Origin of the sequence: Corynebacterium sp. NML180780 (assembly GCF_007786415.1) — a bacterium.
Classification (GTDB): Bacteria; Actinomycetota; Actinomycetes; order Mycobacteriales; family Mycobacteriaceae; genus Corynebacterium; species Corynebacterium gottingense.
Window position 1 is genome coordinate 1 of sequence record NZ_VNKN01000019.1, and the last position, 19,395, is coordinate 19,395.

Consider the following 19,395-nt stretch of genomic DNA (forward strand, 5'->3'; position numbering starts at 1 on the left):
CCCTCCGGCTCCGAACCGGCCCCCGGCCAGCCCCCGGCCCTGCAACCGCCGAACCCGCAGGACCCGCTCCTGTGGCCGCAGCGCGAGGCGCTGAAGATCGCGCTGCAATACCCGGACAAGGCGGGCACCTACTTCGAGGGCATCAACCCGGACGCGTTCACCAACGACGCCTACCGCCAGGTCCGCGAGGCCATCGCCAGCGCGGGCGGCGTCGCCTCCGCCACCGAGTACGGCGCGAACTTCCTCGCCGCCGTCGCCGCGGAGATGCGCGACCTGGCCGGCCGCAACTTCGTCTCCGAGCTCGCCGTCGAGCCGATCCACGCCGACGACATGGACCGCTACGTCGACTCCGTGCTTTCGCGCCTGCAGGAGACGCGCGTGGGCGACCAGATTGCGCAGCTGAAGTCCCAGCTCCAGCGCATGCGCCCCTCCGAGGAGCCGGAGGCCTACAACGCCCTGTTCTCGGACCTCGTGGCGCTGGAGCAGGCGCGCCGCGAGCTCAACGACCGCGCCTCGCGCGCCTAACCCCTTTTAGACGCAGCGGAGGCCGCCTCGGTTCCCTCGCGGCGGCAAAATCGGAGAAGAATCACAAACCCTTGTGACCTGCCCCGATGGGCCCATAATGTGGTCGGCTTGGACACCTTGACAGACATCGACGCGCTCATCGACCTGGACCGCCGCGCCATCGCGCTCGCGGGCCTCGTCGCGGGCATGACCGCCGCGGAGCTCACCGCGCGCGGCATGGAGGCGGATCGCGCCGAGCAGTTTGTCACCGTCGCCACCACCTTCTACGGCCCGACCTCCCACAGCGCCTACCAGCGCCGCTGCCGCGACAAGGCGCTGGAAAACGGTCACCGCCTGGACACGCTCGCGTACATCGCCCGGGCGTCGCGCACGATCACCGACCCCACGGAGCGCTGGCAGTTCCGCGAGGCGTTGTGCGCGACGTCTGGCGACGGGGCGGAGGTGCGTCGTCAAGCGCGAGCCCTCAAACGCACACCCACGCCGCCGCCCGCGCACGGCTACCGCGTGGCGCGCTACGCCGACGGCACGATGCGGCTCTCCTTCGTCGGGCCCTCGGCGCAGCTCCAGGACGTCGTCGACTCGATGGAGGCCGACGCGCAAAGCGATTCGCTTTTCGACGCCACCGCCTGGCTCCTCAGCCGCAAACCCGTCGCCGAAACCACGGCCGTCGCCAACGTCGTGCTCACTGTGACCGACTACGTCCGGATCCTCACCTGCGACGGCGACGACATCCGGGTCGAGATGTCCAACGGCGCCGTGCTCACGGGCGCGGAACTGCTCGAGCGCAAGCTGCAGGGCAACGGCTACATCACGCTTGTCTCGCCGATGGAGGGGCCGCTCAACACGTACCGGGCGCGATTCGCCCACGACAAGCACCGCCGGATGATCGACACCGACGGCGCCCGGTGCTGCTGGCCGGACTGCCGCGCGCCGGCCGCGAAGGCGCAGGCGCACCACATCCACGAATACCGCGACGGCGGCGAGACGCACGCCGGGAACCTGTGCTGGCTGTGCTCGTTCCACAACGGAGTCAACGGGTTGCCACAGTTCGGACGGGTGGAGCGGCGCGCCGGGCGGATCGTGTGGATCAGCCCGGGCGGCCACGTCGTACCGACGGGGCGCGCCTACTCCGCAGTGGACGGGGAGCCGCCACCGACGTCCCCGTAAACGCTCACGCCAAGGCGCGCCGGTGAGGCTGCGCCGCTTTGGCGTGCCAAAAAACTTCCGAACAGCTGTAACGCGCACCGCATTCCCGTAGATTAAATGAGTATGAGCACACAGCACCGCGCGGCCCGCGTCGCCGCCCTCTCCGCAGTCCTGACCCTGTCCGCAACCTCCGTCATCAACGCCGCCCCCGCGTCCGCAGAAGAGCCGTTCGAAGGCAAAGACTGGACCGGCGGCTACTACGTCCCCGAAGAGGAGTTCCCGTCCGACCCCGGCTACGCCACCACGTGGCGCAGCTACGACGTCATCCGCTTCGGCGACCCCGGCTTCTTCGACTACGGCGCCGACGGCGTCCGCGTCCTTGGCAAGTTCGAGGGCGACCGCATCCTCTGCCTTTCCAACGCGAAGGCCGGCATGCAGTCCTGCGAGGTCGAGGGCCAGAAGGTGACGGAGTTTCAGGGACTTCCGAAGACCATCACCACGGACCCGACCGTCGCGATGCTCGCGCCAGTCGTCGGCATCGTCCTGGCGCTCGGCTACAGGTTCAGCAACCTCGGCCTCACCGGCATCAGCGGCCTGAGCAGCTAACGCCCAAAAACGAACGGCGCCCGTCCCCGAAACATTGGGGGACGGGTGCCGTCTGCGTTGCGCGGGCGTTAGGCGTCGGCGTGCTTGCGCAGCGCGTACTCCACCGCGTCGAGCGGCAGGGAGGAGTCGTGGGCGTCGCGGGCCTCGCGAAGCGCCGTGAGGTACTCGGCGTAGTCTTCGGCGGTCCAGTCGGCGTCCTTGGACAGCCCGGCGCCGGCGGCGCGCTTGGAGCAGATGATCACCGGCTTCTCGTCGCCGGCCTCCTGCGGCCCGGCGAGGAAATAGGCCACGTGCGACGCGAACTTCGGCGCCAGCCCGGTTTCAACGAGCGACGCGTAGGCGTCCACCGCGGACTTACCGCCGATGTTGCGGATCGCCTGCAGCAGCTGGTTAGCCTTGTGCTTGTTGCGCAAGAACTGCTGCAGCTGCATGACCTGGTTCGACTGGCCGGCCGCGAACGCGAAGGCGGCGCCGAGGAAGTCGATGATCTGGTCGCGGTTGTACTCCGAGTCGACCACGTCCTGAGCGAAGAGGAACACGTCGCGGCGGGTCAGCGACGCGGTGGCGTCGTCGCGGAACGGCGGGACGCGGCGGAGGTGGTGCGGCCATCCGGTTTTCCAGCGGATGGGGGAGAAGGTCGAGGAGTCTGTGGCGACGTCCTCGGGGGTTGGGGTGGCGTCGTGAAGCGCTTCTGCGATTGTCATGCGTCCATCCTTGCATGTCCGGGTGGCCGCTACAATGCGCGGTATGACTGTGTTGGTGCTTGATGCTCGGTGGCCGCAGATGGTGCCGGTGGACGTGGTGCAGCGGCTGGTTGGGCCGCTGGCGTTCACCGCGGAGGTGCCGGTGTCGGTGCGGTGGTCGCTGAGCGCGCCGTCGACGGTGGGCGAGCCGTGGCTGGTCACGACGGATCCCGCCGACCCCGAGGTGCGCGAGCGCGCCGCGGCCGGCGAGGACGTCGTGCGCGTGCCGTCGCTTGAGGACCCGATCGTGGAGGCCCGCCGCGTCATGCGCGACGCCCGTCGCCGCGGCGAGTGGGAGCGGCAGATGACGCACGTGAGCCTGCTGCCGTTTCTTCGCGAGGAATCAGCCGAGCTGGCGGAGGCGATCGAGCAGGGCGCGGGTGATGAGGCGTTGAAGCATGAGCTTGCCGACGTCCTCCTGCAAGTCCTCTTCCACGCCGAAATCGCCGACGAGCGCGGCGCGTTCGATTTCGGCGACGTCGCTGCGGCGTTCGTGGCGAAGATGCGGTCGCGGGCCCCGTATTTCTTCGACGGGTCGACGGGGATCGTGGATCAGGCGACGCAGGACCGCCTCTGGGCGGAGGGCAAGGCCCGCGAGGCGGACTAGCCGCGGTTACTGCGCGGCGACGGCGGGCAGCAGGTTGCGGATCTCGGGCAGGCCGGCCTGCGAGGACATCTGCGAGCTCATCGCGATGGCCTGGTTGAGCGGGGTGGCCTGGTCCGGCTTGACCACGCCGCACTCGAGGGCGCGGTCGCCGAGCGTGTTCACGGTGGGGGCAGCGACGAGGCGCAGGGCTGCGTCCTCGCCGACGGCCTTGTTGACGTTGCCGACGAACTGGGAGCGGGTGGTGTTTTCGTCGGCAAGCCCGGTGCCGCGGACGACGGTGCGCAGGGCGTTGCAGTCCATCGTCTTGACGTTGCCGTTGAGGACGCGGACCAGCTCGACGTAGCTGGTGTCGGCGCCGGCGGTGGCGGGGGAGATGAGCGACGTGGCGACGAGGACGCCCGCGGCGGCGAGGGCGGTGCGGCGCAGTGCAGCGATTGCGGTCATGGGGGTTCCTTCCGGGAAGCAAGAATTTTCGGGTACGTGGCGTGGGCCGTTCGGCCGTCCGCGCAACAGCCTACACGTTACGCAAGTGACGCGTGTGACTTATGTGACTCACGGCCTGCCCGTTCCTGTCTGGCACCGCGGGGCCGGTATGCTCGGCAGCTATGGCAAATTCGACTCACGCCCGTCGCGCCGCCCGTGGCTGCGGCTGCGTCGGCCTCCTCGTCATGACGCTCGCCGTCGTGCTGGCCATCTCCGTGGTGGCGTGGGTCCTGTCGTTCCTGGGGGCAGCCGATCCCGCGCCAGACCCGCACCCCGGTCCCGGACACGATCCCCCCGGCGGCCGCCGAGGCGCCCCCGCTCATCGACGTCCACGCCCCCGGCCGCACCTCCGACCAGCTTGCCGGGTGGGCCGCCCCGATCTCCGAGCAGACGGGCGTCGACGCGCAGGCGGTGCGCGCCTACGGCAACGCGGCCCTTATCGCGGCGGAGGCGTGGCCGGCCTGCCACCTGAACTGGAATACGCTCGCCGGCATCGGCTGGGTGGAGACGCGCCACGGCACGTACACGGGGCACACGTTTGATTCTGCCCGGTTGGGTGAGGATGGGGTGGCGGTGCCGTCGATAATCGGCCCCCAGCTTGACGGCAGCGAATCTTTCGCGGTGGTCCACGACACGGACGGCGGCGAGTTTGATGGCGACACGACGTTTGACCGCGCGCTCGGGCCCATGCAGTTTATCCCGGAGTCGTGGCAGCGCTACGGGCGGGACGCGAACGGCGACGGCTACCCGGATCCGCAGCAGATCGACGACGCCGCCCTCGGCACCGCCAACCTCCTGTGCGCGGACGGGCGCGATCTGGCCACGGAGGACGGCTGGTACGACGCGGTGCACGCCTACAACCAGTCCAACGAGTACGTGCGCAAAGTGCGCAACGCGGCGGCGAACTACGCGCTCAACCAGTCAGCGCCTCGCTAAAACCACACGACCGGGCGCATCCAAACGCAAACGGGGCTACCGAGTCCCCGTCGGGGCGAGCATTCTCGGCAAAACTCTGGAACAATTGGGAGGCGGAAACTTCAATGTCCACTCTCAAGGAGTTGAGCCCAAATGGCTATCATTATCCACGCCTTCGCCCGCGAGATTCTTGATTCCCGCGGCAACCCCACCGTCGAGGCAGAGGTGCTGCTCGACGATATGTCCAACGGCGTCGCTGGCGTGCCCTCCGGCGCGTCCACGGGTGTGCACGAGGCCCACGAGCTGCGTGACGGCGGCGACCGTTACAACGGCAAGGGCGTGCAGAAGGCCGTGGAGAACGTCAACGAGGAGATCGCTGACGCTGTGGCCGGCATTGACGCTGATGACCAGCGCCTGATTGATAAGGCCATGATTGACCTGGACGGCACCGACAACAAGTCCCGCCTGGGCGCCAACGCCATCTTGGGCGTGTCCATCGCAGCCGCGAAGGCCGCTGCGGAGTCCGCCGGCCTGCCGCTGTACCGCTACATCGGCGGCCCGAACGCGCACGTCCTGCCGGTCCCGATGATGAACATCGTTAACGGCGGCGCTCACGCTGACTCCGGCGTGGACGTCCAGGAGTTTATGATCGCCCCGATCGGCGCCGAGTCCTTCGCCGAGGCGCTGCGCATGGGCGCCGAGGTCTACCACGCGCTGAAGTCCGTGATCAAGGCCAAGGGCCTGTCCACCGGCCTGGGCGACGAGGGCGGCTTCGCCCCGTCCGTCGACTCCACCAAGGCTGCGCTCGACCTCATCGTCGAGGCCATTGAGAAGGCCGGCCTGAAGCCGGGCGAGGACATCACCCTGGCGCTCGACGTCGCATCCTCCGAGTTCTTCGAGGACGGCGTGTACAAGTTCGAGGGCGGCGAGCACTCCGCCGAGGAGATGGCGAAGGTCTACGAGGAGCTCATTGAGCAGTACCCGATCGTCTCCATCGAGGACCCGCTGCAGGAGGACGACTGGGAGGGCTACACCAAGCTCACCGCCGCGATCGGCGACAAGGTCCAGATCGTCGGCGACGACTTCTTCGTCACCAACCCGGAGCGCCTGGCGCGCGGCATCGAGGAGAAGGCTGCGAACGCCCTGCTGGTGAAGGTCAACCAGATCGGTACGCTTACCGAGACCTTCGACGCGGTCGACTTGGCTCACCGCAACGGCTACCGCACCATGATGTCCCACCGCTCCGGCGAGACCGAGGACACCACCATCGCGGACCTCGCCGTCGCCCTGGGCTGCGGCCAGATCAAGACCGGTGCCCCGGCCCGCTCCGAGCGCGTTGCCAAGTACAACCAGCTGCTGCGCATCGAGCAGGAGCTTGACGACGCCGCCGTGTACGCCGGCCGCTCCGCGTTCCCGCGCTTTAAGAAGTAAGCGCTTTTCGACGCCCCCTTGCACCCCGCCCAACGCTGCGGAGTGCAAGGGGGTTTCGCGTGCGCGCATGTTCTTCCAATTTTCTTGGGTAATGCTTGGGGCTTTCTGTGTGCGGGCGGATAGGGTTGTGTATGCAACTTCCCGTGCCGAGAAAGGCCGTTCCCGTGTATTCCCGTACTTTCGTCGCCGTTGCTGCGGCGACCTCACTTTCCCTTGCCCTCGTCCAGGCGCCGGCGGCGCTCGCCGCCGTCTCCGACACCGCCAGCGCCACGATCGCCACCACCGCTGATCCTGCGGACCAGTACCAGGCCGACCTGGCCGCCTGGAAGCAGGAACTCGCCGACGCCGAGCGGGCCGTCACCGACGCCGACGCAGCGCTCGCCGCCGCGCAATCGGAAGCCCAGCAGCAGCAGGCGAAGGCCGACGCGGCGCAGGCGGACCTGGACGCCGCCACGACACGGTACGAGCAGGCGAAGGCCGACCTAGCCGACCTTGACGTGACCGCGCTGGAGCGGGACGTGCAGCAGGCGAAGGACGCGCTCGCTGCTGCGGAGGCCGCCGCGTCGGCAGCCGCCCAGTCTGCCCAGGACGCCGCGGCCGCGGAAGCTGAGGCGGCAAAGCGCCTCGGCGAGGCGGAACAGCGGCGCGATGCGCAGGCCGGCACGCTCGAGGAGCGCGAGCGCACGCGCGACGAGGCGGAAGATGAGCTCTTCTCCGTCGGCGCGGAGCTCGACGACCTTGAGCGCCGCGACATCTCCGGTTCGGATTACTCCGTCCAGGACTGGAAGCGCCTTGCCTCCCAGTCCATCGAGGAAATGATCAATGAGTACCGCGAGGCCCACGGCCTCCACCCGCTGACGGTGCACCCCGTATTTACCGAGCAAGCCGAGGCCTGGTCCGAAGTGATGGCGCGTGACTACGACGAGTCCGGCGACCTCGACGCCGCGTTCCGCCACTCGGATATGGACGGGTGGGGCCATTCCGGAGAGAACATCATCTTTGATTACAACTCGGGTCGTGGCAAAGAGGTCGACGCGTGGACGCGCCAGACTTGGGAGTCGGTCCCGTACATGTTCTTTGACAGGTGGCGCCACTCGCCTGGGCACAACCGGAACATGCTCGCACCGCATGTGCAGCGCATGGGCGTGGGCATCGCGACCGACAGCAAAGGCGGAATTTTCGCAACCACGATGTTCTTCATCGAAGACGCACGCACTGATACTGGTAGCTACGGCCTCGACGAGATGACCCGCAAGGCGTTGGAAAGCGGCGAGCCGTTCTACCTCCCCGCGGGCGCGACCGACCTCATGCGAGCAGAATCCCTGGCCAACCCAGAATTCAACCCCGGCGACGAACGAGATTACGGCGATCTAATCCTCGACGGCTTGGACAAGTCCGAGTACACCGATGCAGGACTGGATCCGTCTGTCGATCCCGTCGATCACTCCGCGGCGATCGAGTCCTTCACCCAGCAGTACATCGCGCTGGAGCATCGTTCCACCGAGGCCGCGGAGGAGGCGGCTGCGGCTTCCGCGGAGCTGGACCGCCTCACCAGACAGTTCGACGAGGCGAACGCCGCGCACGACGAGGCCACCACCGCGCAGCAGAACCCGGATCAGGCCGAGGTGGACGCGGACGTCGAGGTCGTCAGCGCGAAGGCCCGCCTGACCTCCGCATCCACAGCGCTGGAGCGCAAGCGCGCAATCCCGCGCGAGCCGTACGAGCAATCGCTTGCCGACGCCACCGTCACCCTCGACCAAGCCAAGTCCACCCTCGAAGCGGAACGTGCAGCAGCCGCCGAACTCTCGGACGCGCAGGGCCCCGCGCGCAACGCCGTCGAATCCGCCCGCGCTGCCCTCGTGCAGGTGCGCGCCCGGGAACCGCAGCCGCCGGCCCCGGCTCCCGCTCCGGCTACGACGCCGGAGGACGTGACACCAGCCGAGACGACCACGGCGGCCACGTCGGCCGAGACGACCACGGCGGCCACGTCGGCCGAGACGACTACGGCGGCCACTCCGGCCGAGACGACCACCGCGGCCACGTCGGCCGAGACGACTACGGCCACCACCGCGGCCACGCCGGCCGAGACCACCACGGCGGCCGACGCACCCGCGGAGCCCGGGGGCAGCAGCACGGCTGGGACCGCCATCGCGGTCGTCGCCAGCCTGCTGGCAATCCTCGCCGCGGGGATCGCGTTCGCCCCGCAACTGGGTATCGACCTCTCCCAGTTCGGTATCCAGCTGCCCTGACACTAGGGGAGGGGCGCAGTACCCGCCCGCCTTGGGACAAACTGTGGGCGGGCGCTTAGGCTTGTGCGTGTCATCCCCATGCTCGTAGAAAGGCCACCCCGTGTCTCCCCGCTCCGCGCGCGCCCTCGTCATCGCGGCGGCCGGCTCCGTCATGCTGGCGCTCGCACCTGCTGCCGCTGCATCCGCCCACGCCACCGAGACAGCAGGCACCGCCGCTGCATCCACCCACGCCACCCAGCTCGCCGCCGCCGAGCAGGCCGTGACCGATGCGAAGGCCGCGCTCGCGGAGGCGAAGCAGGCGGTTGAGGCGCAGCAGGCCAAGGTTGACGCCGCGCAGGTGACGCTGGGTCAGAAGGTGGAGGCGCGCAACGTCGCAAAGCGCAAGCTCGAGGCGCTCGACGCGGACGCCGCTGACGAGCAAGCGCTTGCCGACGCCACCGACGCAGTCAACGACGCCAACATCGACGCCGAAACCGAACGCGTCGAACTCTCCGTGCGCACACAGGCTGTGGAGGACGCGCGGGAGGAGCTGCGGCGCGCCACCGTCGCGCTGGCCAAGGCGCGAGCGGACAAGCCGGAGGAGCCGGCTGCGCCGGAGACACCTGCCGCAGGCACCGGTACCGATGGCAGCACTACCGCGGGCACGGCCGTCGCCGTGGTCCTGGGCGTCCTCGCCGCCCTGGGGGCCGGTGTGGCGCTCGCGCCGCGGCTGGGCATCGACCTCTCCAAGTACGGCATCCAGCTGCCTTAGTCGCCCGCGCGCCTACACGCGCGCCTGGCCCGGAGCGCTACACTTCCAATCACTATGTCCTCACGCGTAACGCAGGAGCCCGGCCGGAGACGCGGGCGCAACAAAGCACCCAGGCGGGTGCCGGTGGCTTCGCGCGAGCGCGAGCAGCGCCGCCGCGCCGAAGAGGCCGCCGCTGGCGTGAAGAAGCGCCGCCTGCCCGCGCTGTTCCAGCAGGACATCACCAGCATGGCCATCCTCATCGCGCTCGTGATTGCAGTCCTTATCGCCATCGCGGTCCCGCTGCGCAACTACTACGAGGGTCGCGCCGAGATCGCCCGTGCGCAGTCCTCCATCGAGCAGCTCGAGCGCCGGAAAGCGCAGCTGGAAGAGGACATCGCCAAGTACGACGACCCCGCTTACGTGGAGCAGGAGACTCGCCGCCGCCTGGGCGTGATGGCGGAGGGGGAGTCCGCCTGGCGCATCATCGACCCGCGCATGTCCCACAGCCCCTCCATCACCACCGATGAGCTTCCCGACGAGCGCTCCTGGCCCGCCGTCATGTGGGATTCGCTCCGCGAGCTCCCGGAAGCCCCGGAAGCCCCCGAGTCCGTGGAGCCCCCGGCAGGGGAGGAGCAAGATAATCAGCCCGCCCCAGCGCCGGATGCCGCGAACCCGGAAGCCGTGTCGGAGGATGTAGCACCGGTTGATGGGGCAGGCACCATCGGAACCCAGCAGTAGCGCACGCTACTCATTTTGCGGTTGCCGACGATTCGTTGCCGCAGTATCGTTGTATCTAGGCATCAACCCGAGAAGGATAAAGCTGGGTTCCCGAATGGGAGTAAGGCTTAAGGCCGAGAATTCCTTTGCTCCGGGGGTTGGTGTCTCTTATCTTGTACCGGTCACATGGTGTTTTAACTTATCTAGATACGTATCCGGGTCTCTGGAGAGGCGCTCCACAATAAACTCGAGAGCTTGCTGGCTATAGACGTAATAGGGGTTTCATCAGCGCTATTTCGGTTGTAACTGAACCTGCTATCGCCCTTGAAATTATGGCCCTTTACAAAGAGGTTGAAATGAAAGCTGTTAAAACGCGGGACCTCTTTTCCATTAAAGAAGATTTTCACACCTCGGCCCTTTAAGCGCGCGTTAACTTTATCGATGCAGGCACTCGTCCGAAACGGGTAGTAGCTGCTGGCGTCGCGAACATCCTTCACGATACTCACTCCTGTGCTCGCGTCTTTTGTGATAAAGACATTCAGGTCAGCATCTTGCTGGCGTTTCACCAGGCGGAGGGACGTTTCGTAAATGGCAGCAACAGAACTATTCCCCTCGTCCCCTACAACACTGGCTAAGTCCCTCTGGTTTCGGAGAAGTTTCTCCGCCACAGCAGGGTCATACTTAGCGCGGATCACCTCGGGCTGAATCGCCCCTCGCCTCACAGCTAGGGTGAGGTGGTTTTCTGGCATGATGTCACTCACCGAATCAGAGTGGAGGTTTTCCAGCTGCTCAGCGTAGTTCGTCACCGCGGCTTGTAGAAAAGGCCCATAAAAGAGTTCATACTCATCAGTAATGAAATGGGTGTTGGTGTTGCGAAACTTGATGAGTTCGCGCATGTTTTTCCGGAGGGGTGATTTGTCGTTGGTGAAGATTTTCTTCAGACAATCTTCTAGCGAAATTGTTCGATCCGGATTATCCCGGTAGTAGATGGATTCCAAGCCGTCCACGTTGATCAAATGAGCTTTAAGCATGAGCTCCCAAGCGTTGCAAAGAAAGATCGAGCAAGCTTCTGCGTGGTATCTCAGCGTTGGCCGATTGTATAACTCGACAGCAAGCGCGAATGTTTCCTTACTCTTTTCCAGCAGACGGTCGGCAACATCGTTTGATGCAGGCCCTCGGCGTTCCTCGTCGGCCACTCGCTCACTCATACACTGCGATCCTAATGAATCGTAGAGTCAGCTAACGGGCTCCAGGGAATTTAGTGGTGTGCACTTTACGCTCCAAGGACTGCCAGCCCTTCCCGGAACTCGTCGTCGCGCATGAGCGCGTCCCAGTCCCCACCGAACGACAGGGCGTACTTCAGCACGGCTGACTGCACGAACGAGGGCGGTGCCGCGTGCCCGTCGCCCCAGTCGCCCGGCATTGCGCACCAGTCCACGCCGTAGCGCTCTCGCAGCCGCGATGCCCACGGACCAAAATGGTGCTGCAAGTGGAACGCGTCGTCACGATTTTGCAAGTAGAGCACCTTGTTTGGCATCGCTGCCGAATACGCCGCAACCAAGTCTGTGGTCACATTATCCGCGCCTCCAGGCCAGCACGTGTCCATGTAGTCGCGCACCCGCGGCTGGTAGTACTTCAGAATGTTGGTCTGCGGGTTCATCGCCACTGCTAGCGACCCCGGCAACTGCAGCGAGTAGTACAGCGCCCCAAACCCGCCGGCTGAGGATCCCCGGCACACGACCACCTCGGCACCAAGCTCCTCCATCACGTGCTCGATCACGCGCACCAGATCTCGTTGGAGTGGCCGCTCCCGGTCTCCCGCGAACCAGCCGATGGACAGCCCCAATTCCAGCGACGGGTCTGAAATGAACAGCACGGAGGCGTCGAGATCCTGCGTCACCTTCTGGCCCGTAAAGACCGGAATCGTGGCAGAAGAAAGATCGATAGCCGCGTGGAACGCCACCACGAGCGCGTTGCTCGGGCGCCGCACCAGCCGCACCTCCAACGCCCCAGCGCCGTAGCTGATGGCATGGATCCCGCTCGGCACGTTCCTCGTCGCAAACTCGTCGAGGCTCCCGTACGTGTACACGTCGCCCGTGTACCGCGAGTAGTCGCGCTCAGGGTGCACGGTTCCTCCAATCGTGGCCAGACACTGCATTCAACCTACCCGCCGCGCCAAGTGCCCCGTGCGCACGCTATGCGACAATAGCCCCATGCAACACGAAACCCCCACGCAGGAGGACCTCGCCACCGTCGCCGAGCAGCTCGGCCGCGCGCCCCGCGGCGTCCTCGCCATCGCCTACCGCACGCCCGACGCCCAGCCAGCGGTGCTCAAGACCGCGCCAAAGCTTGACGACGGCACGCCCTTCCCAACCCTCTACTACCTCACAGACCCACGCCTGACCGCCGAAGCGTCGCGGCTCGAGGTCGCCCAGGTGATGAAGTGGATGGAGTCCCGCCTAAACGAGGACTCCGAAAGCGGCGAGGCGCTGCGCAAGGACTACCTCGCCGCGCACGAGCACTACCTGGCCGAGCGCAACGCCATCGAGGACCTGGGCACGGACTTCTCGGGCGGCGGGATGCCGGAGCGGGTGAAGTGCCTCCACGTGCTTATCGCCTACGCGCTTGCAGAGGGCCCAGGCCGCGTCCGCTTCGGCGACGAAGCCGTCGCGCTTGCAGCCGAGCACGGCAACCTCCGCGGCTCCGCGATCCCCGCAGACTGGCCCACGCTCGAGGACCTGGGCATCACCCTCGACGAGGCAGGGGAGGGGCTCGCATGACCTCTCCACAGCTCGCACCACTGACCGTCGCCGCCGTCGACTGCGGCACCAACTCCATCCGCCTCCTGATCACGCGTCGCAGCGACGACGGCACGCTGACGGAGGTCACCCGCGAGAACACCATCGTGCGGCTCGGCCAAGGTGTGGACGAGACAGGCCGCTTCAACCCGGAGGCCATCGAGCGCACCCGCCAGGCGCTTGCCGCCTACTCCGAGCGCATGCGTGCCGAGGGCGTGCAGCGCGTCCGCATGGTCGCCACCTCCGCCACCCGCGACGCCTCCAACCGCGAGGACTTCTTCGCCATGACCCGCGAACTCCTCGGCCAGATCCAGCCGGGTGCGCAGGCTGAAGTCATTTCCGGCGACGAGGAAGCGCGCCTGTCGTTCCGCGGCGCCACGGCGGACATCGACCCCGCCCGCGGGCCCTTCTGCGTCATCGACCTCGGTGGCGGTTCCACCGAGTTCGTCATGGACCAGGGCGCGCGCTCCACCCAAATGGGGTGTGTCCGCATCACCGAGCGCTTCATGCGCACGGACCCACCGACTGCCCAAGAAACCGAGTCCGCGCGCGCCTACATCCGCGATCGCATCGCCGAGGCCGCCGAGGTCGTCCCCTTCGCCCAGGCCCGCACGTTCGTGGGCTGTGCGGGCACCTTTACGACGCTTTCCGCACTCGCCCAGAACCTCGACTCCTACGACCCCACGCGCATCCACATGTCGGAGATCCCCTTCGACCGTATGCGGCAAGTCACTACGGATCTGCGCGCCCGTACGGCCGAGCAACGCCTCGAGTACGGCCCGATGCACCCCGGTCGTGCCGACGTCATCGGCTCCGGCTCCACGGTCGTGGAGGAGATGATGGACGCATTCGCCGACGAGGCCGGCGCGTCCTCCTTCATCATCAGCGAGAAGGACATCCTCGACGGTATCGTCGCCGGCCTGCTCGCGGACTAGTCCTCGTCGGGCTCGAGGATCTGGTCCTCGAGCTCCGCGTTCTTCCTGCCCCGTAATTTGCGTCCCTTGCGCAGATCCTTCACCTCGCGCATGCGCGGCTCGGGGTCAATCTTGTTCGCAATGGCCTTACGGGTGGACTCAACGACCTGCTTGGTCACCGGCGAGTTCACCGCCGCTTGGGTGGCGTTGACAATCTGGTGGTAGCGCTTGCGGCCGGCTTTCGTGCCGAACACGTACCCGGCGGCTGCTCCGACAACGAATTGGTACATGTCTACCTACACTAGAGGAAATGGATAGGCTAAGGAGTGGCGGTCCACCTTACGTAATCGCCTCGCTGCGTACTTGAATTCCACGCTGTGGTAGTTAGACAATGTGCATACGCAGGTTCGGCGGGCATCCTTGCTTATGCCTAGTTGAGAAAGCCCTGGAACCACTGATTTCGTCCGTCCTACCGTATAACTTGTTGGTAGCGTTGCTGGGGCAAACGGCAACCCCAGGGATGGAATGCTAAGTCGAATGCAATGTACTAGGTTGGAATGAATGTACTGTTTTCCCACCCCACTGAAGAGTAAATGAAGCCATGTCTCCAAAACCTAGGATCATGACCGTTTACGGTACTCGCCCAGAGGCGATAAAGATCGCTCCAGTCGTGAGTGCTTTGCGAGAAGATAATCGGTTTGAACCCGTTCTTATTTCTACCGGTCAACACCGCGAAATGCTAGAGCAGGTTAACAAGCGTTTCGGCATCGTACCTGATTACGATATGGCCCTTATGAAGCCGGGGCAGTCCCTCAATGAGCTGGTGTGGCGCGCAGTAAAAGGGCTTGATTCTCTCTTTGCGAAAGAGGCGCCCGACGTCGTTATTTCTCAGGGTGATACCTCCACTGCTATGGCTGCGGCTCTCGCGGGGTTTAATAGGGGAGTAAGAGTCGTTCATCTGGAAGCGGGCCTACGAACCCAGGATATTTTTTCGCCATTCCCGGAAGAGGCGAACCGACGAATTATCAGTCAGCTTGCTTGCTTGCATTTGGCACCGACGTCTGTTGCGAGGGAAAACTTGCTGCGCGAAAACCTTCGCGCCGAGGATATTGTCGTTACAGGGAATACAGTTATTGATGCGCTTTTAACAGCTTCAACGTGGGATGTGGCTTTTGAGGATCCTCGCCTAGAAACTTTGCGCCTTAGTGAGAACCGCCTTGTTCTAGTGACTACTCATCGCCGAGAAAATTTCGAGGCGATGAAGCAGATTGCTGGCGCGGTTCAAGACTTGGCGAGATCGTACCCCGATTGTGCATTTGTACTGCCGCTGCATCTGAATCCGAAGGTAAGAGATGCGATTCTCCCTGAAGTTCAAAATTTTCCTAATGTGATTATCGCTGACCCACTCCCTTACGATCAGTTCACTGCACTGATGGGGAGGTCGTATCTCGTGCTTACCGATTCTGGCGGTATCCAAGAAGAGGCCCCGTCTTTAGGGAAACCGGTACTTGTAATGCGAGAAAACACGGAGCGGCCAGAAGCAGTTGTCGCTGGAACAGTTAAACTAGTCGGTACAGACCGAAAACGTATCGTGAAAGAGGTTCGAGATCTGTTTGACCACGATTCGAGCTACCAGATGATGGCAAATTCTGTGAATCCTTATGGTGATGGTAGAGCGTCTTCCCGGGTGATTGCTGCGATCGCGGAGTTGACTGGAGTTGGTGAACGAATTGCTGAGTTTGAACCAGAAATGGGGTATAGCAGGAATTGTTGCCCACGGGGGTGCGATGGCTATAATTGACATCGGTAGATTGCTAGCCGGGGCTATAGTTCGTCGATTGGGATCGCGGAGTTATATTCCGTCGGTTCCGGTTTCGGGCTCCTGCTGGTCTTACGATTTATAGCTAGCAGGAGGAAGATACTGGTGCGCATCCTCCTGATTACTCAATATTGGGAGCCAGAAAATGGTGTTCCCCAGCGTCGTTGGGCTTGGTTGGCGAGTACGTTGGAAAAAGCAGGCCATGAAATCCTTGTAGTAGCTCCGCCTCCACACTATCAGCGAAACGTATCGTTGAAGGAGTGGATTGCTAGGAGGGGGTATCGTTGTCGTGAGGAAGAGCGTGATGTCAGCACCGCTCGAATTGTTCTTCGCTCCGGCTACGTCCCCGGCGGAAATTCTATTACCCGCAAAGTACTTAATCAGCTAGCCGTTGCCGTTGGTGAATTGCATGTTGTTTTTCGGCGTTCCGGTTCGCTAGCGAGTTTTCAACCGGACGTAGTGATAGGGACGGTTCCGGCTATTCCCACGGCGTTTGTAGCCGCGATTTCAGCATGGCGTTTTAAGGTTCCCTATATCATTGACTTACGTGACGCCTGGCCTGAGCTATTCTCTGTGTCAGACCGATGGAATGCCGCAGTTGGGAATCCTTCTCTACGTCAACGGGTACTTTCAAGGGGACCTTTGCAGGTTGTAGTGGGGGTCACAAATATGTGGCTGAACAGGGTGCTAGCTAGCGCCACCGCGGTCATATCTACTTCGAGCCGTTTAGCTACGAACTTGCAAAAACGTTCTTCTGCTGGCCAGAAGATTTTCACTGTGAGGAATGTTTTCCCTCCAGAAACGCTAATTGTGAAGCAACCGCGGCTTAGCGGGCCGAGCGATGTACTGAACGTTTTGTACGCTGGGACTCTGGGGCGGGCTCAGAACCTTGCAAACGCGCTACAGGCCGCGAAAAAAGCGGAGAATGCTAGTGTGCAGGTGCGTTTGCGGTTCGTAGGAGCTGGTGCTGCGAAGGCTGAGCTGATGGAAAAGGCGGCGCGACTAGGCGTTGAGGCTACGTTCGAGCAGCGACGTAGCGCAGAGCTGCTTCAAGAGTGCTATCAATGGGCGGACACTGCTCTTGTTCATCTGACTGACTGGGCCCCGCTTGAAGAGGCTGTGCCTTCGAAAACATATGAACTTATGAACCAGGGACTGCATATCTCAGGGGTTGTGGCGGGTGAGACCGCTGAAATTATTCGCAAGCTGCAAGCTGGAGATGTGGTTGAACCGGAAAATCCTGAGGCTTTGGCTCAGATGTGGGTAAATTTGGCCCAAAACAGATCAAAGCTCCAATTGCCTGAAACCGGGAAGCAGTGGGTGCATCATCAGCGGGAAACTGAATCTCCCGCAAGCCTTGCTGATTGTCTTGAATGGGCGCATAGGTTACGTTGATGAAGTTGGATTACCTACCGTTAGCTATTACGAACTACACTATGCAGGTGGTGCGGAACCCTACAGCATTTGCTTCTAAAGCAAGTGCCCGCCTATTCGGGCGCGGGTTCAAGCGACCATTGGCACCTGAACATCGCCAGCGAGACTTCCGTGTTCCCATCTTTGATTCACCAACTGGTGGCGGTTCCGCTGCGCCCCTGCATATCTTGACGAACTCATATCCTCATTCGACCGGTGGGTATGCGGTCCGGAGCCACCAGATCCTGAAAGCTCAGCGAGATGCGGGGATGAGTGCATCTGCGATCACCCGGATTTGTTATCCTGTCAACGTTGGACGTTTTCCCTCGAGCGCATGCGAAGATTTCGAGGGGCTAACTTACGCTCGTGTTCTTCCAACTCTTTGCCCAATGTTGTTTGCAAACCAAATTAAAGAATACGCAAGGGGGATTAGGGATGAGGCATTCCGCCGTGGTGCTACCGTCCTCCACACAACAACTCCATGGCCAAATGCAGCTGCTACATCCCTCGCTGCACGCGAACTCGGGATACCTTGGGTCTACGAGGTCCGGGGAGAGCCTGAAGCTACTTGGGAAGCACATCAACCCAAGGGGTCTGATCCTCAATCGACGGCCTTCTATAAAGCTTCTCGGTTGAAAGAAGAAGAAGCGATGCATGCCGCAGCTGCCGTAGTTGCGCTGAGCGAAGTTTCCGCTGTTTCCTTGCGCGATCGCGGGATAAGGAGTCTGATTGAAATTGTCCCAAATGCTGTTGACCCGCAGTGGTCTAGCCAGCGCATTCCCGCAGAGGAGGCCCAGCGCAGCCTTAGTTTGCCGCCGCGACAATACGTAGGCGCTGTGAGCTCAATTGTAGATTATGAAGGATTCGATGATCTAATTCTCGCGCTTCATCATCTCCCTAGAGACGTTTCAGTGCTCCTCGTTGGTGACGGTAGCCATCTGTCAGTTCTACGTGACCTTGCGCGGGCTGAGCAACTATTGGATCGTGTGGTGTTTTCCGGTTACCAATCACATGACGAAATTGCACGCTATTATAGCGCCCTTAATGTATTTGTCGCGCCCCGCAAAGATACGCCTGTGACCCGTAACATCACACCGATAAAGACACTACAGGCTCAGGCATTTGGTATCCCAATTGTGGCCAGCGACTTACCGGCTCTATGTGAGATAACCCGTGGCGTGGAACGTTATGTAGCGCCAGGTTCTCCCCGCGATATAGCTTCAGCTATCGTCGATGCACTGCATAGCCCAGTGCGTGCATCGCCTCATTTATTTACCTGGGCTGACGCGGCGCGTATCTATGGAGAACTCTATTCTGGGCTGTAATTTACCCCAGGAACGAATCCTATCCTTTCGAGCGCTAAGTCGTCATTTTCCACCACAGCCTCGAGCGAGGCACGGAATAACTCTTTCGGTGGGGCGACGTGGCCATCTCCCCAATTACCTAGAAGCAGCTGGACATTCAGTTCTGAGCCAAGTCGCTGCATAAACGGGTTTAAGTGTCTGCGGATATGGAAGGCGTCGGTGGAGTTCTGCATATAAAGCACGCGTGGCCTAGGCATAGACGCGTTTAACCTCTCTATTGCGGAGCTTTGGCCAGCTGCCACAAATTTCTTGCGGTCTCCACCCCAAGCAATATCAAGATATTTCTGTACGTGATACTCATGGTACAGAAGTACGTTGGTCTGAGCATTTGCTATGAGTGCTGTGGCTTGCGGAATTGCTGCTGCTTGAACGAGAGACGCAAAACCACCGCCTGACGATCCGAACAGAACAATGCGCTTCGCGCGTGTGGAGCGTGCAACCTTGCGAATGATCTTAGTGATTTGGCTCGCAAGGTCGGGCTGAAAAACACTACCTGCGTACCACGCAAGGGGGAGCTCCGGAGAAAGATACAAGCTGGGGTCTGTGAATGCTAAACGAGACGCTCTGAGGCCACGGGTTACATTCGCCCCCGGGAATAAGGGCAATGCAGCGTTGAGCTCTAAAGCACCATGAAAGACTACAAGTAATACGTCGGCCCGTGTTCTAGTGAGTTGAAAGTCGATCGGCAAGCCTTGGTGCCACACGGAATGCACACCCTTGCGGACGTGGTGAGTGTCCAGAAAAACATCGAGGTTCGGCCACACACGTTGGATCGTGGGGAAGAAACCGACCGCCCGGTCTCTTGCAATTCTCGAATCCGAGGGCACGTTAAAAAGCTCTGGGGTTAGGTAACTTGCAATTGAACGGGATAATGCGCGGCGTGCATGTACAAGCTGACGTCGGTAGGCTCGCTTTTGTTCGTACGACAGCTTCAC

At 62.9% G+C, this 19,395-nt stretch carries 18 protein-coding genes and 3 pseudogenes; 14 read left to right on the forward strand and 7 right to left on the reverse strand.

Going from position 1 to position 19,395, the window contains the following annotated elements; all coding sequences use genetic code 11:
* The 3 genes and pseudogenes from FPP74_RS11315 to FPP74_RS11325 form a co-directional block, all read left to right on the forward strand.
* Nucleotides 1-525, forward strand: a pseudogene (locus tag FPP74_RS11315) (DNA primase); the annotation flags it as partial.
* Nucleotides 526-633: 108 nt separating this feature from the next.
* Nucleotides 634-1,692 (forward strand): HNH endonuclease signature motif containing protein, encoded by a 1,059-nt coding sequence (locus FPP74_RS11320; RefSeq protein WP_144718607.1) that lies wholly within the window; start codon nt 634-636, stop codon nt 1,690-1,692.
* Between the two features lie 102 nt (nt 1,693-1,794).
* On the forward strand, nt 1,795-2,277 hold the full coding sequence (locus FPP74_RS11325) for a hypothetical protein (protein ID WP_144718609.1): 483 nt from the start codon (nt 1,795-1,797) through the stop codon (nt 2,275-2,277).
* 68 nt (nt 2,278-2,345) lie between these two features.
* On the opposite strand, the gene FPP74_RS11330 is transcribed toward FPP74_RS11325, so the two are convergent.
* Nucleotides 2,346-2,981, reverse strand: coding sequence for a hypothetical protein (locus tag FPP74_RS11330; protein WP_144718612.1), 636 nt, complete (start codon nt 2,979-2,981; stop codon nt 2,346-2,348).
* Nucleotides 2,982-3,024: 43 nt separating this feature from the next.
* Between FPP74_RS11330 and FPP74_RS11335 the strand changes: the two genes are divergently transcribed.
* The gene (locus FPP74_RS11335) at nt 3,025-3,627 is read left to right on the forward strand and encodes a MazG nucleotide pyrophosphohydrolase domain-containing protein (RefSeq protein ID WP_144718615.1); all 603 of its coding nucleotides are present in this window, start codon (nt 3,025-3,027) and stop codon (nt 3,625-3,627) included.
* A gap of 6 nt (nt 3,628-3,633) precedes the next feature.
* Here FPP74_RS11335 and FPP74_RS11340 read toward each other — a convergent pair whose 3' ends face one another.
* Nucleotides 3,634-4,071: a hypothetical protein gene (locus tag FPP74_RS11340; RefSeq protein WP_095547356.1), complete on the reverse strand. Its 438-nt coding sequence runs from the start codon at nt 4,069-4,071 to the stop codon at nt 3,634-3,636.
* A gap of 224 nt (nt 4,072-4,295) precedes the next feature.
* Here FPP74_RS11340 and FPP74_RS11345 point away from each other — a divergent pair.
* The 5 genes and pseudogenes from FPP74_RS11345 to FPP74_RS11365 all read left to right on the forward strand — a co-directional run bounded on the left by FPP74_RS11345 (nt 4,296) and on the right by FPP74_RS11365 (nt 10,173).
* Nucleotides 4,296-5,046: pseudogene (locus tag FPP74_RS11345) on the forward strand (lytic transglycosylase domain-containing protein).
* A gap of 132 nt (nt 5,047-5,178) precedes the next feature.
* Nucleotides 5,179-6,456, forward strand: a complete 1,278-nt coding sequence (eno, locus tag FPP74_RS11350; RefSeq protein WP_144718618.1) for a phosphopyruvate hydratase — start codon at nt 5,179-5,181, stop codon at nt 6,454-6,456.
* Between the two features lie 164 nt (nt 6,457-6,620).
* Nucleotides 6,621-8,705, forward strand: coding sequence for a CAP domain-containing protein (locus FPP74_RS11355; RefSeq protein ID WP_144718621.1), 2,085 nt, complete (start codon nt 6,621-6,623; stop codon nt 8,703-8,705).
* Nucleotides 8,706-8,805: 100 nt separating this feature from the next.
* The gene (locus tag FPP74_RS11360; RefSeq protein WP_144718624.1) at nt 8,806-9,456 is read left to right on the forward strand and encodes a hypothetical protein; all 651 of its coding nucleotides are present in this window, start codon (nt 8,806-8,808) and stop codon (nt 9,454-9,456) included.
* A gap of 54 nt (nt 9,457-9,510) precedes the next feature.
* Nucleotides 9,511-10,173, forward strand: coding sequence for a septum formation initiator family protein (locus tag FPP74_RS11365; RefSeq protein ID WP_144718627.1), 663 nt, complete (start codon nt 9,511-9,513; stop codon nt 10,171-10,173).
* Nucleotides 10,174-10,320: 147 nt separating this feature from the next.
* On the opposite strand, the gene FPP74_RS12565 is transcribed toward FPP74_RS11365, so the two are convergent.
* The 3 genes and pseudogenes from FPP74_RS12565 to FPP74_RS11375 form a co-directional block, all read right to left on the reverse strand.
* Nucleotides 10,321-10,392 carry a hypothetical protein gene (locus FPP74_RS12565; protein WP_370511809.1) on the reverse strand — a complete coding sequence of 24 codons (72 nt, stop codon included), beginning with the start codon at nt 10,390-10,392 and terminating at the stop codon, nt 10,321-10,323.
* A 104-nt stretch (nt 10,393-10,496) separates the two neighbouring features.
* Nucleotides 10,497-11,360: pseudogene (locus FPP74_RS11370) on the reverse strand (DUF3644 domain-containing protein); the annotation flags it as partial.
* Between the two features lie 65 nt (nt 11,361-11,425).
* Nucleotides 11,426-12,280, reverse strand: coding sequence for a hypothetical protein (locus FPP74_RS11375; RefSeq protein ID WP_144718630.1), 855 nt, complete (start codon nt 12,278-12,280; stop codon nt 11,426-11,428).
* Between the two features lie 85 nt (nt 12,281-12,365).
* Here FPP74_RS11375 and FPP74_RS11380 point away from each other — a divergent pair, with 85 nt between their 5' ends.
* Nucleotides 12,366-12,932, forward strand: coding sequence for a DUF501 domain-containing protein (locus FPP74_RS11380; protein ID WP_095546560.1), 567 nt, complete (start codon nt 12,366-12,368; stop codon nt 12,930-12,932).
* The gene (locus FPP74_RS11385) at nt 12,929-13,885 is read left to right on the forward strand and encodes a Ppx/GppA phosphatase family protein (RefSeq protein WP_144718633.1); all 957 of its coding nucleotides are present in this window, start codon (nt 12,929-12,931) and stop codon (nt 13,883-13,885) included. The genes FPP74_RS11380 and FPP74_RS11385 overlap by 4 nt, the downstream gene beginning before the upstream one ends.
* On the opposite strand, the gene FPP74_RS11390 is transcribed toward FPP74_RS11385, so the two are convergent.
* Nucleotides 13,882-14,154 (reverse strand): hypothetical protein, encoded by a 273-nt coding sequence (locus FPP74_RS11390; RefSeq protein ID WP_095553548.1) that lies wholly within the window; start codon nt 14,152-14,154, stop codon nt 13,882-13,884. The genes FPP74_RS11385 and FPP74_RS11390 overlap by 4 nt on opposite strands.
* 332 nt (nt 14,155-14,486) lie before the next feature.
* Here FPP74_RS11390 and wecB point away from each other — a divergent pair, with 332 nt between their 5' ends.
* The 3 genes from wecB (at nt 14,487) to FPP74_RS11405 (ending at nt 18,421) form a co-directional block, all read left to right on the forward strand.
* Complete coding sequence (gene wecB / locus FPP74_RS11395; protein WP_255456148.1) at nt 14,487-15,665, forward strand: non-hydrolyzing UDP-N-acetylglucosamine 2-epimerase; 1,179 nt, start codon at nt 14,487-14,489, stop codon at nt 15,663-15,665.
* Nucleotides 15,666-15,788: 123 nt separating this feature from the next.
* A complete protein-coding gene (locus tag FPP74_RS11400; RefSeq protein ID WP_095553546.1) occupies nt 15,789-17,078 on the forward strand; it encodes a glycosyltransferase family 4 protein in 1,290 nt (429 codons plus the stop codon).
* 41 nt (nt 17,079-17,119) lie between these two features.
* Entirely contained in the window at nt 17,120-18,421 is a 1,302-nt protein-coding gene (locus FPP74_RS11405) for a glycosyltransferase family 4 protein (protein WP_255395998.1), read from the forward strand.
* Here FPP74_RS11405 and FPP74_RS11410 read toward each other — a convergent pair.
* Nucleotides 18,406-19,395 carry a hypothetical protein gene (locus FPP74_RS11410; protein WP_144718636.1) on the reverse strand — a complete coding sequence of 330 codons (990 nt, stop codon included), beginning with the start codon at nt 19,393-19,395 and terminating at the stop codon, nt 18,406-18,408. The two genes, FPP74_RS11405 and FPP74_RS11410, sit on opposite strands and share 16 nt — an antisense overlap.